This window comes from Listeria cornellensis FSL F6-0969 (assembly GCF_000525855.1).
In the GTDB taxonomy this organism is placed as follows: domain Bacteria; phylum Bacillota; class Bacilli; order Lactobacillales; family Listeriaceae; genus Listeria_A; species Listeria_A cornellensis.
On the sequence record NZ_AODE01000009.1, the window covers coordinates 1 to 12,809 of the forward strand.

12 protein-coding genes and 2 rRNA genes are annotated in these 12,809 nt (G+C 47.1%); all 14 read left to right on the forward strand.

Annotated elements, in window-relative coordinates:
* Nucleotides 1–247: ribosomal RNA gene (locus PCORN_RS03440) — 23S ribosomal RNA — on the forward strand; the annotation flags it as partial.
* Nucleotides 248–340: 93 nt separating this feature from the next.
* Nucleotides 341–456: ribosomal RNA gene (rrf, locus tag PCORN_RS03445) — 5S ribosomal RNA — on the forward strand.
* A gap of 205 nt (nucleotides 457–661) precedes the next feature.
* The gene (locus PCORN_RS03450) at nucleotides 662–1,183 is read left to right on the forward strand and encodes a DUF2179 domain-containing protein (RefSeq protein WP_036077673.1); all 522 of its coding nucleotides are present in this window, start codon (nucleotides 662–664) and stop codon (nucleotides 1,181–1,183) included.
* A gap of 174 nt (nucleotides 1,184–1,357) precedes the next feature.
* Entirely contained in the window at nucleotides 1,358–1,846 is a 489-nt protein-coding gene (gene purE, locus PCORN_RS03455) for a 5-(carboxyamino)imidazole ribonucleotide mutase (protein WP_036061604.1), read from the forward strand.
* Nucleotides 1,839–2,963 carry a 5-(carboxyamino)imidazole ribonucleotide synthase gene (gene purK, locus PCORN_RS03460; protein WP_036077586.1) on the forward strand — a complete coding sequence of 375 codons (1,125 nt, stop codon included), beginning with the start codon at nucleotides 1,839–1,841 and terminating at the stop codon, nucleotides 2,961–2,963. Before purE ends, purK begins: the two co-directional genes overlap by 8 nt.
* 19 nt (nucleotides 2,964–2,982) lie before the next feature.
* Nucleotides 2,983–4,275, forward strand: a complete 1,293-nt coding sequence (gene purB, locus PCORN_RS03465) for an adenylosuccinate lyase (protein ID WP_036077588.1) — start codon at nucleotides 2,983–2,985, stop codon at nucleotides 4,273–4,275.
* Nucleotides 4,276–4,326: 51 nt separating this feature from the next.
* A complete protein-coding gene (purC, locus tag PCORN_RS03470) occupies nucleotides 4,327–5,082 on the forward strand; it encodes a phosphoribosylaminoimidazolesuccinocarboxamide synthase (protein ID WP_051999220.1) in 756 nt (251 codons plus the stop codon).
* A complete protein-coding gene (purS, locus tag PCORN_RS03475) occupies nucleotides 5,083–5,328 on the forward strand; it encodes a phosphoribosylformylglycinamidine synthase subunit PurS (protein WP_036066366.1) in 246 nt (81 codons plus the stop codon).
* 2 nt (nucleotides 5,329–5,330) lie between these two features.
* The gene (gene purQ / locus PCORN_RS03480) at nucleotides 5,331–6,014 is read left to right on the forward strand and encodes a phosphoribosylformylglycinamidine synthase subunit PurQ (protein ID WP_036077595.1); all 684 of its coding nucleotides are present in this window, start codon (nucleotides 5,331–5,333) and stop codon (nucleotides 6,012–6,014) included.
* Entirely contained in the window at nucleotides 6,007–8,232 is a 2,226-nt protein-coding gene (gene purL / locus PCORN_RS03485; protein WP_036077598.1) for a phosphoribosylformylglycinamidine synthase subunit PurL, read from the forward strand. The genes purQ and purL overlap by 8 nt, the downstream gene beginning before the upstream one ends.
* Nucleotides 8,217–9,647, forward strand: a complete 1,431-nt coding sequence (purF, locus tag PCORN_RS03490) for an amidophosphoribosyltransferase (protein WP_036077600.1) — start codon at nucleotides 8,217–8,219, stop codon at nucleotides 9,645–9,647. The genes purL and purF overlap by 16 nt, the downstream gene beginning before the upstream one ends.
* Before the next feature lie 16 nt (nucleotides 9,648–9,663).
* Complete coding sequence (purM, locus tag PCORN_RS03495; RefSeq protein ID WP_036077602.1) at nucleotides 9,664–10,713, forward strand: phosphoribosylformylglycinamidine cyclo-ligase; 1,050 nt, start codon at nucleotides 9,664–9,666, stop codon at nucleotides 10,711–10,713.
* A gap of 1 nt (nucleotide 10,714) precedes the next feature.
* Nucleotides 10,715–11,275, forward strand: a complete 561-nt coding sequence (gene purN / locus PCORN_RS03500) for a phosphoribosylglycinamide formyltransferase (RefSeq protein WP_036077604.1) — start codon at nucleotides 10,715–10,717, stop codon at nucleotides 11,273–11,275.
* Nucleotides 11,272–12,801, forward strand: a complete 1,530-nt coding sequence (gene purH / locus PCORN_RS03505; protein WP_036077606.1) for a bifunctional phosphoribosylaminoimidazolecarboxamide formyltransferase/IMP cyclohydrolase — start codon at nucleotides 11,272–11,274, stop codon at nucleotides 12,799–12,801. Before purN ends, purH begins: the two co-directional genes overlap by 4 nt.
* The last annotated feature ends 8 nt before the right edge of the window (nucleotides 12,802–12,809 follow it).

Consider the following 12,809-nt stretch of genomic DNA (forward strand, 5'->3'; position numbering starts at 1 on the left):
AGTACGAGAGGACCGGGATGGACACACCGCTGGTGTACCAGTTGTTCCGCCAGGAGCATCGCTGGGTAGCTATGTGTGGCAGGGATAAACGCTGAAAGCATCTAAGCGTGAAGCCCCCCTCAAGATGAGATTTCCCATTTCTTTAAGAAAGTAAGATCCCTGAAAGAAGATCAGGTAGATAGGTTTGGAGTGGAAGTATGGCGACATATGGAGCGGACAAATACTAATCGATCGAGGACTTAACCAAAAAAACAAGAGACTCTGTCTCTGAACGGTCACGCACAGACCGACTTTCTTATCTAGTTTTGAGAGAACAGCGTTCTTTCGATGAAAAACATTGTCTGGTGGTTACGGCGAAGAGGTCACACCCGTTCCCATCCCGAACACGGAAGTTAAGCTTTTCAGCGCCGATGGTAGTAGGGGGCTTCCCCCTGTGAGAGTAGGTCGTCGCCGGGCAATGTATACGAAGTACTCACTTTTGTTGAGTGCTTTTTTTATGTTGACCTTAGTAATTATTTTTTAATGTTGCTGATTTAATTGAGATTTAGTATTGATACTTATGTGATTTTAAGATCGGATTAGGTTTGAGATGTTGTAATTAGTGAACAATATAGGTAAGAGCTTTATAAGGGGGGGGATTGGTGTGGGAGATGCTGTTGGAATGGTGCTCACAATTTTTATTATTAATATTTTGTATGTGTCGTTGAATACGGTGAGGTTATTGATGACGATGAAAGGGTATCGTTATCGTGCGGCTATTGTGAGTGTATTTGAGATTGTGGTCTATATTGTTGCTCTTGGAATGGTTATGAGTAACTTGGATGATATTGCTAACATTGCGGCGTATGCGCTTGGTTTTGGTGTTGGTATTATTGTTGGTATGAAGATTGAGGAGCGGCTAGCTCTGGGGTATATTACGGTTAATGTGATTACGAAGGATTATAACTTGGATTTAGCTAATCAGATTAGGAATGCGGGTTATGGGGTTACTAGCTGGATCGCTAGTGGACGAGACGGGGAGCGAATGATGTTGGAAATATTGACGCCGCGTAAAAATGAGAATAAGTTGTATCAGCGTATTATTGGGATTGATGATAAGGCTTTTATTGTATCCTCGGAGCCTAAGCAGATTTATGGGGGCTTTTGGGTTAAGCAAGTACGTGGTGGGGTTAAGAAAAAGTGACTTTCTATGGGAAGTTTCTTTTTTTTTTGTTAAAAACAGGACTAAACACGAACATTAAAATCCTCTTTCTTTTTATTGTTCGATTTTATGGTTGACTTTGCTGACAGGTATTGTTAGAATGAAGAGGTCAAATAGTGTTGGATAAAATAAGAATGTTGAGGAGTTGAACATTGAATGTGTGCACAAGTTGGTGTCATTATGGGAAGTACTTCTGATTGGGAGACGATGAGGAAGGCATGTGAGGTATTGGAAGAACTCGAAATAGCTTATGAGAAGAAGGTTGTTTCTGCACACCGCACACCGGATTTGATGTTTACATATGCGGAAAATGCGAGAAGTCGCGGGATTAAGGTCATTATTGCTGGGGCTGGAGGGGCCGCTCATTTGCCAGGTATGGTTGCTGCGAAGACGACTTTACCTGTTATTGGTGTTCCTATGAAGTCAAAAGCGTTAAATGGGCTGGATTCTTTATTATCGATTGTGCAGATGCCTGGAGGGGTTCCAGTCGCTACTGTCGCAATAGGTGAGGCGGGTGCGGTAAATGCTGGATTGCTCGCTGCGCAAATTTTATCGGTCGAAAATGAGGTAATTGCTAGCCGTTTGGAAAATAGACGTGATACACTAGAGGAAAATGTTCTAGAAAGTAGTGATTCTCTTGAGTAAAACGTATTTATTACCAAACAGCACGATTGGAATTATCGGAGGTGGGCAGTTAGGCAGAATGATGGCCTTGGCTGCGAAGGCGATGGGATTTCGAGTAATTGTACTTGATCCGACTGTTGATGCTCCGTGTGGGCAAGTGGCGGATGAGCAAATTGTTGCGAATTATACGGATCTGGTGGCTTTGAAGGAATTGGCTGAGAAAAGTGATGTTGTGACATATGAATTTGAAAATGTGGATAATGACGCGATTCGTTCGATTGAGGACATTGTTCGTGTTCCGCAAGGTTCGGAGTTATTGTCTATTACACAGGATCGTATTTTAGAAAAAGCGTATTTGGAGTCGATTAATATTAATTTGGCCCCTTATGCGGTGATTGTGGATAAGGATGATATTGTTCAGCATATTAGTAGTTTGGGCTATCCAGCTGTACTTAAGACGACGCAGGGTGGTTATGATGGTAAGGGACAGTATGTGATTCAAAGTGAGGCCGATATTGATAAGGCGCTTGGATTGTTGCGTTTTGGGACGTGTGTGTTGGAGGCTTGGATTCCGTATGAGCGTGAGGTTTCGGTGATTGTGGCGCGTAATGCTACGGGTCAAGTGGAGACTTTTCCTGTGGCTGAGAATAATCATAAGAATAATATATTGCACACGACGGTTGTGCCAGCGACGCTTGACACGGAATCAGTTCATGAGGCTGAGGCGATTGCGGTGAAACTGGCGGAGTATCTTCATTTAGAAGGTGTTTTGGCGGTGGAGATGTTTGTGACGAGTTCGGGTGCGATTTATGTGAATGAGTTGGCGCCTAGACCGCATAATTCGGGGCATTTTTCGATTGAGGCTTGTAATATTTCGCAGTTTACGCAGCATATTCGAGCGATTGCTGGTTTGCCGCTTCTGGAGGTGGAGTTGTTGCGCCCAGCGATGATGGTGAATATTTTAGGGCAACATGTGGATGGTGTGAATGAGGTACTAGGTGATCATCCGGAATGGTTTGTTCATTATTATGGGAAACAAGAGGCGAAGATTGATCGCAAAATGGGGCATATAACGGTGCTGAGTGATAATCCGCTTGTGGAGTTAGAGAAACTACGTGCAATGCAAATTTGGAGTTAATTGGGGGATTTGAGGAACGATGATTGAACGTTATATGAGAGAAGAGATGGGTAATATTTGGACGGAGCAAAATCGTTTTCAGGCGTGGTTGGAGGTTGAGATTCTAGCTTGTGAGGCTTGGGCGGAGCTTGGTGAAATTCCGAAAGAGGATGTAGCGAAGATTCGTGAAAATGCGACGTTTGATGTAGCGCGGATTCAGGAGATTGAGCTTGAGACGCGTCATGATGTTGTGGCGTTTACAAGAAGTGTGTCGGAATCGCTTGGTGATGAGCGTAAGTGGGTGCATTATGGTTTGACGTCGACGGATGTTGTCGATACGGCTAATTCGTATATTTTGAAACAGGCGAATGAGATTTTGCGTGCGGATTTGGAACGCTTTATCGAGATTTTGGCGAACAAGGCGAAGGAGTATAAGCATACGGTTTGTATGGGGCGGACGCATGGTGTGCACGCGGAACCGACGACGTTTGGCTTGAAGTTGGCGCTTTGGCATGAGGAAATGAAACGGAATCTGGAGCGGTTTAATCGTTCTGCGGATGGTGTGGAATTCGGGAAGATTTCTGGGGCTGTTGGGACGTACGCGAACATTGATCCTTTTGTGGAGGAGTATGTTTGTGAGAAGCTAGGTACGACGCCGGCTCCGATTTCGACGCAGACGTTGCAACGGGATCGTCATGCGGATTATATGGCGACGCTTGCTTTGATTGCGACTTCTGTGGAGAAATTTGCTGTGGAGGTTCGTGCGCTACAAAAGAGTGAGGTTCGTGAGGTGGAAGAATTTTTTGCGAAGGGGCAAAAGGGGTCTTCTGCGATGCCGCATAAACGTAATCCGATTGGTTCGGAGAATGTGACGGGCTTAGCGCGTGTGATTCGTGGGCATATGGTGACGGCGTATGAGAATGTGCCACTGTGGCATGAGCGTGATATTTCGCATTCTTCTGCGGAACGGATTATTTTGCCGGATGCGACGATTTTGCTTGATTATATTTTGAATCGTTTTGGTAATATCGTGAAGAATTTGACGGTGTTCCCGGAGAATATGAAGCGGAATATGGACCGGACGCTGGGTCTGATTTATTCGCAGCGTGTTTTATTGACGTTGATTGATAAGGGGATGGCTCGTGAGGAAGCGTATGATACGGTGCAACCTAAGGCGATGGAAGCTTGGGAGACGCAAGTGCCGTTTAAGACGTTAGTCGAGGCTGAACCTAAAATTACGGATTTGCTTTCTCAGGATGAGATTGATGGTTGTTTTGACTATAATTATCATTTGAAACAGGTCGATATGATTTTTAAACGTTTAGGACTTTAAGGATGGTATCATGAAAAACTATGGAGGGTTACGGTGTCTTCATGGTTTTTCATGCTTGATTCGGGTCAAAATTCTGATTTTAAAAGGAGACTTTTCATAGTGGCGAATTTATTGTATGAGGGTAAGGCGAAACGGCTGTTTAGCACGGATCAGGATGGTGTGTTGCGAGTGGCGTATAAGGATGATGCAACGGCGCTGAATGGGGAGCGTAAGGAGAGTTTTGCGAGCAAGGGGCGTTTGAACAATGAGATTACGTCGCGGATTTTTACATATTTGCGAGATGCGGGGATAAAGAGTCATTTTGTGGAGCAATTGTCGGATACGGAGCAGTTGGTACGCTCAGTGGAGATTATCCCGCTTGAGGTTGTCGTGCGAAATGTGATTGCTGGGAGTCTTGCAAAACGTCTTGGGGTTCCTGAGGGGACGCCTACATCGCGGCCAATTGTGGAGTTTTATTATAAGGATGATGCGCTTGATGATCCGTTTATTAATGACGCGCATGTGCTTTATTTGGAGGCGGCGACGGAGGATGAGATTGCGATTTTGAAGCAGGCGGCGCTTGAGATAAATGTGGCGTTATGTGAATTATTCGCAAAAATGAATATTACGTTGATTGATTTTAAATTGGAATTTGGACGTGATCAGGATGGGGAAATTCTGCTTGCGGATGAGATTTCGCCGGATACATGCCGATTATGGGATCGGGATACGAATGCCAAGCTGGATAAGGACGTCTTTCGTCGGAATATTGGGAATTTAACTGCGGTTTATGAGGAAGTTTTGAAAAGATTAAAGGAGGTTGTTTAAATGTATAATGTGAAGGTGTTTGTGACGTTGAAGAAAAGTGTGTTGGATCCTCAGGGGACGGCTGTGATGGGATCGTTGAAAAGTTTGAATTATGGCGAGGTTGAGGATGTACGGATTGGGAAATACATGGAGCTTCAAGTGGCGAAATCGGATCGTGACATTCATGCGGTCTTGGACGAAATGTGTGATAAGTTGCTGACAAACCCAGTGATGGAAGATTATCGTTATGAAATTGAGGAGGCTTAAGGATGAAATTTGCGGTCATTCAATTTCCAGGTTCAAATTGTGATTTAGATATGTTGCATGCGATTCAAGATGCGCTCGGTGAAGAGGCGGAATATGTGTGGCATGCGGAAACGAGTTTAGACGGTTTTGATGCGGTACTTCTTCCTGGTGGATTCTCGTATGGGGATTACTTGCGGACGGGTGCGATTGCAAAATTTGCGAATATTATGCCGGAAGTGGTGCAGTTTGCGGAAACGGGTAAGCCGGTGCTTGGTGTTTGTAACGGTTTTCAGATTTTGGCGGAGAGTGGGTTGCTTCCTGGGGCCTTGATTCGGAATAATAATCTTCATTTTGTTTGTAAGACGGTAAGTTTGCGTGTGGAGAATGCGGGGACGATGTTTACGTCGGAATATGAGGCTGGGGAAGAGATTCAGATTCCTGTGGCGCATGGTGAGGGGAATTATTATTGTGATGATGCTACGCTTGCGGAATTGCGGGCGAATGGGCAAATTGTGTTCACGTATGCGTCGGAAAACCCTAATGGAAGTATTGCGAATATTGCTGGGATTACGAATAAGGCCGGGAATGTACTAGGTATGATGCCGCATCCGGAGCGTGCTGTAGAGGATGTTGTTGGTGGAACGGCTGGACTTGGCGTTTTTAAATCGATGTTGAAGGCTTGGAAGGAGGAACAAGTACATGCTTAATGTGAATCAGGAACCGTCAGCGGCGCAAATTGAGGAGCAGAAAATTTATGAGACAATGGGACTCAGTGAGAGTGAGTATGGTCTTGTTTGTGATATTTTGAAGAGAAAACCGAATTATACGGAAACGGGTTTGTTTTCGGTGATGTGGTCGGAACATTGTAGTTATAAAAATTCAAAACCGGTGTTGCGCAAGTTCCCGACGGAGGGCCCGCAAGTGTTGCAAGGTCCTGGTGAGGGTGCTGGGATTGTGGATATTGGTGATGGACTTGGTGTTGCTTTTAAGGTGGAAAGTCACAATCATCCGTCTTATGTGGAGCCGTATCAAGGCGCTGCAACTGGTGTTGGCGGGATTATCCGCGATGTATTCTCGATGGGGGCGCGTCCAATTGCGATGCTGAATTCGCTTCGTTTTGGTGAGATTGATAACCCACACACGAAATATTTAGTGAATGAGGTTGTGGCTGGAATTGCTGGTTACGGGAACTCGATTGGGATTCCGACGGTTGGCGGCGAGGTGCAGTTTGATCCGTGTTATGCGAAGAATCCGCTAGTCAATGCGATGTGTGTTGGCTTGATTGCAAAAGAGGATATTCAAAAAGGTCAGGCGGTTGGCGTTGGTAATCCGGTGATGTATGTTGGTGCGAAAACGGGGCGCGACGGGATTCATGGGGCTACTTTTGCATCGGTGGAATTCAGTGAAGAAGGCGAGCAGCAGCGTTCGGCGGTTCAAGTTGGCGATCCGTTTATGGAGAAATTGTTGCTGGAGGCTTGTCTGGACTTGATTCGTGATCATTCGGATATTTTGATCGGGATTCAGGATATGGGCGCGGCGGGCTTGGTGAGTTCGAGTTCGGAGATGGCATCAAAGGCTGGATCGGGCTTGGAGCTCATTATGGATGATGTGCCGCAACGGGAAACTCATATGTCGGCGTATGAAATGTTGCTTTCAGAGTCGCAGGAACGGATGCTTTTATGTGTGAAAAAAGGACATGAGGCAGAGATTAAGGCATTGTTTGAGCGTTATGGTTTGGAGGCTGTAACGATTGGAACGGTGACGGATGATAAGATGTACAAAATTGTGCATCATGGGGAAGTCGTGGCGAATGTGCCAGTTGACGCGCTTGCTGAGGATGCGCCGGTGTATCACAAGCCTTCATCGGAGCCGCAGCGTTATCGTGATTTTCAGGCGGAAGAGGCTTTTGCGCCAGTTGTGACGGATGTTGTGGCGACGTGGAAAGCGTTACTTGGACAGCCAACGATTGCGAGTAAGCGTCATATTTATGAACAGTTTGATTATCAAGTTCGGACGAACACGGCGGTTGCGCCTGGTTCGGATGCGGCTGTTTTAAGGGTTCGTGGAACGAATAAGGCGATTGCGATGACGACGGATTGTAATTCGCGTTACCTGTATTTGGATCCTGAAAAAGGTGGCCAGATAGCGGTTGCGGAAGCGGCTCGAAATATTGTTTGTTCGGGCGCGAAACCGCTGGCGATTACGGATGGTCTCAATTTTGGGAATCCAGAGAAACCGGAGATTTTCTGGGAGATCGAGAAGGCGGCGGACGGGATTAGTGCGGCTTGTCTAGAACTTGATACGCCAGTCATTTCGGGAAATGTTTCGATGTATAATGAGACGGATGGGGAAGGTATTTATCCAACGCCGGTGATCGGGATGGTTGGTTTAGTCGAGGATGTCGCGCATATTACGACGCAAGGTTTCAAAGCGGCTGGCGATGTGATTTATTTGATTGGCGAAACGAAGCCGGAATTTAGCGGTTCGGAATTGCAAAAATTGGAGCAGGGCAAAATTAGTGGACGCGCGCCTGAACTTAATTTACAGGTGGAGAAGCGTTACCAAGAATTCTTGTTGACGGCGATTCGCGAGGGTCTTGTTGCTTCGGCGCATGATTTGGCGGAAGGCGGCTTGGCGATAGCGCTTGCTGAGGCTGGTTTTGCGAACGATTTAGGCGCGGCAATCAAGGTACCTTTTTCAGAGGAATTACTTTTCAGTGAGTCGCAATCGCGTTTCTTGGTGTCGGTGAAAGCGGACGATGCTGCGAAATTCGAGCAGTTGTTTGAAACGGAAAAAGTGGTGCGTTTAGGCGAGGTCACAGAGGTACCGCAATTGGTGGTGCAAACGGAAAAATCAGCAATTACAGCCGAACTTAGTGCGTTAAAACAAGTTTGGGAAGGGGCTATTCCATGTCTACTGAAATAAGAGGATTGAACGAGGAATGTGGTATTTTCGGGATTTGGAATCATCCGAGTGCGGCGCAGATTACGTATTATGGTCTGCATAGTTTGCAACATCGCGGGCAAGAGGGCGCGGGAATTGTGTCAACGGATGGCGTGACGCTAAAGGGACATCGTAACTTGGGCCTGCTTGCGGATGTGTTTAAACACGGGGAACTGGATGATCTTGTCGGGAAATCGGCAATTGGGCATGTGCGTTATGCGACAGCTGGTGGCAAGAGTTTGAGCAATGTTCAACCATTTTTATTCCACTTTCAAAATTCGAGTCTGGCGCTGGCGCATAATGGGAATTTGATTAATGCGCAGACGCTTCGGCAGGAGTTGGAAGAAGAAGGCGCGATTTTTCAGACGAGTTCGGATACGGAGGTTCTGGCGCATTTGTTGAAACGCAGCCAGACGGGATCGTTCGTGGAGGATTTGAAGGTGGCGCTGAACAAGGTCAAGGGTGGTTTTGCGTATATGCTTTTGACGGAGAATGAGTTGATTGCCGCGCTTGATCCGAATGGTTTCAGACCGCTTTCGATTGGTAAAATTGGTGATTCGTATGTGATCGCTTCGGAGACGTGTGCGTTTGACACGGTTGGCGCGGAGTTTGTACGCGATGTGGAGCCGGGTGAGTTGATTATTATTAATGATGATGGCTTGCATATTGAGAAGTTTACGGAAGACGTAAAGCATTCGATTTGTAGTATGGAATATGTGTATTTTGCGCGTCCTGACTCGAATATTGCAGGAATTAATGTCCATTCGGCGCGAAAACGGATGGGGAAACGGTTGGCGCAGGAGGCTTTTGTTGAGGCGGATGTGGTGACGGGTGTTCCGGATTCGAGTATTTCGGCGGCGATTGGGTATGCGGAGGAAACTGGCATTCCGTACGAGCTGGGCTTGATTAAGAACCGGTATGTGGCGCGGACGTTTATTGAGCCGTCGCAGGAATTACGGGAACAAGGTGTGAAAATGAAATTGTCGGCGGTGCGTGGTGTTGTTGAGGGCAAACGGGTAGTCATGATTGATGATTCGATTGTGCGCGGGACGACGAGTCGCCGGATTGTGCAATTATTGCGCGAGGCTGGTGCTGCGGAAGTACATGTTCGAATTGCGTCTCCACCGCTTGCTTTTCCGTGTTTTTATGGGATTGATATTCAGACGCGGAGTGAGTTGATTGCGGCGAATTATTCGGTGGATGAGATTTGCCGGATTATCGGTGCGGATTCGCTGACGTATTTGTCGGAGGATGGGCTTGTGGAAGCGGTTGGTAAGCCGTATCCGGATGAGCCTTATGGCGGACTTTGTATGGCGTATTTTAACGGGGATTACCCGACGGAATTATTTGATTATGAAAAAGAATATTTGGCGAGTTTAGAAGCCGAGTCACGTTGAGAGGGGAATTTTGCAAATGGCAGAGAATGCGTATAGTAAGGCTGGCGTTGATGTTGAGGCGGGTTATGAGGTTGTGGAGCGGATCCGAAAACATGTGGCTCGCACGAAGCGTAACGGTGTGATGGGCGCGATTGGTTCGTTTGGCGGGATGTTTGATCTTAGTGGGCTTGGCTTGCGTGAACCTGTACTTGTTTCGGGGACGGATGGCGTTGGTACGAAGTTGCTACTTGCGATTGAGGCGGATAAGCATGATACGATTGGCGTGGACTGTGTCGCGATGTGTGTGAATGATATCTTGGCGCAAGGCGCGGAACCGCTGTTTTTCTTGGATTATATTGCGACGGGGAAAACGATTCCTGGCAAGATGGAGCAGATTGTTAAGGGTGTGGCGGACGGCTGTGAGTTGGCTGGATGCGCGCTTGTTGGTGGTGAGACGGCGGAGATGCCTGACATGTATGGTGCGGACGATTATGACTTGGCTGGCTTTACGGTTGGCGCGGTCGAGAAGGCGGACGTGATTACGGGCGAGCGGGTTGCGGCTGGCGATGTCTTGATTGGTTTGCCTTCGAGTGGAATTCACAGTAATGGATACTCATTGGTACGCAAAATTTTCTTTAAGGAGCATGACTTTGCGCTGGATGCGGTTTTGCCGGAGCTTGGGGGCAAGACGCTTGCGGATGAGTTGCTCGTGCCGACGCGGATTTATGTGAAACCTGTTTTGGAAGTGATTAAAAATGTAACAGTACATGGAATTTCGCATGTGACGGGTGGCGGCTTTATCGAGAATTTGCCACGGGTGTTGCCGGAGGATTTGGCGGTATCGATTACGCGTGATGCTTGGCCTGTTTTGCCAATTTTTGGTGTGCTGCAAAAGTATGGTGAGATTGACGCGGACGAGATGTATGGCATTTTTAATATGGGAATTGGGATGGTGCTTGTTGTTGCGGCGGAAGATGCGGAACAAACGCTCGCCATTTTAGCAGAACAAGGTGAAAAAGCGTATACGATTGGAAACGTGACGCCGAAAGAAGATGGCGCGCAAGTTGTGTTTACGGGAGGCAAATAGGATGAAAATAGCGATTTTTGCCTCGGGATCGGGTAGTAATTTTCAGGCGCTTGTGGACGATGCGGTGATTAAGGAATCGGTGGCGTTACTCGTTTGTGATAAACCGGGCGCGTATGTGTTGGAGCGGGCAGAGGCAGCTGGGATTCCAGTGTTTGTCTTTGCTCCGAAGGCTTTCGCGGATAAAGTGGCTTTTGAACGGGAAATCGTGGCTAAATTGCAAGAATCAGGAGTAGAATTTCTCGTTTTGGCGGGATATATGCGTTTGATTGGGCCAACGTTACTGGAAGCGTATGAAAACAAGATTGTTAATTTGCATCCGTCGCTACTTCCGGCTTTTCCTGGGAAAGATGCGATTGGTCAGGCTGTTGAGGCTGGCGTATCCGAAACAGGTGTCACCGCGCATTTTGTCGATGCTGGAATGGACACGGGGCCGATTATCGCGCAGCAGTCGGTTGCCATTTTGCGAGAAGATACGGTCGATTCGCTCACGAAGAGAATACATAAAGTAGAGCATGCATTTTATCCAGAAGTGGTCAAAAAAATAATAGGGGGACAATCATGAAAAGAGCGTTAATTAGTGTGTCAGATAAAACGGGTGTCGTGGAGTTCGCGAAATCGCTTGTGGAGCTTGGTTTTGAGATTATTTCAACGGGTGGAACGAAGAAGGCGCTAGAGGATAGTGCGATTCCAGTAATTGGAATTGAGGAAGTGACTGATTTTCCAGAGATGTTGGACGGGCGTGTGAAGACGCTACATCCGGCGATTCATGGTGGGTTGCTTGCTCGGCGTGATGATGCGGCGCACATGGCGGCGATTGAGGCGCATGATATTGCTAAAATTGATCTCGTTTGTGTGAACTTGTATCCGTTCCAAGAAACGATTGCAAAACCTGGTGTGAAGCTTGGTGAGGCAATTGAAAATATCGACATCGGTGGGCCATCGATGTTGCGTTCGGCGGCGAAAAACTATGCGGCGGTGACGGTTGTTGTCGATAGTGCGGATTATGCGCCTGTTTTAGAGGAACTTGGCGATCATGGCGCGGTTACTTTTGAAACGAATCAGCGCTTAGCGGCGAAGGTTTTCCGTCATACGGCGGCTTATGATGCGTTGATTGCGGGCTATTTAACGGAGATTGTTGGCGAGGAATTCCCTGAAAAATTAACATTGACGTATAATAAAAAACAGGATTTGCGTTACGGTGAGAATCCGCATCAACAGGCGGCGTTTTATACAGAACCGCTTGGCACGCAAAATTCAATTAGTGAGGCGAAACAATTGCACGGCAAGGAGTTGTCGTATAATAATATTCGTGATACGGATGCAGCGCTTCGGATTTCATCTGAATTTACAGAACCTGTGGCGGTAGCCGTGAAGCACATGAACCCGTGCGGCGTCGGTGTTGGTAATACGCCAGAAGAAGCGTATTTGAAAGCCTATGAAGCGGATGAGACTTCGATTTTTGGTGGCATTGTTGCGATTAATCGGGAGGTCGATGCGGCGACGGCAACACATATGAGTCAAATTTTCCTAGAGATTATTATCGCGCCGAGTTTTTCAGAGGAAGCTTTCGCGATTTTATCCCAGAAGAAGAACATCCGGTTGTTGACGGTTCCTTTTGCGGGGCCAGTGAATGCAGTGGAAAAAACGTCGGTAATTGGCGGATTATTATTGCAAGATGGTGATGCGGTGGCAGAAGATGTGGCGACGTATGAAGTCGTGACGGATGCAGAGCCGACAGAAAGTGAGTGGAAAGCGCTTGTTGCCCAGTGGAAAATTGTGAAACACGTGAAGTCGAACGCGATTGTTGTTGGAAATGCGTCACAAACACTTGGAATTGGTGCGGGCCAAATGAATCGGATTGGTTCAGCGCTGATTGCTCTCAATCAAGCGGGAGACAAGGCTCAGGGCGCAGTTCTAGCTTCGGATGCTTTTTTCCCGATGGACGATACGGTGGAGGCTGCGGCTAAAGCTGGGATTAAAGCGATCATTCAACCAGGTGGCTCAATCAAGGATAAAGAATCGATTGCGATGGCGAATAAGTATGGTATTGCAATGGTTCTCACACATGTCCGCCATTTCAAACATTAAAGGAGCGT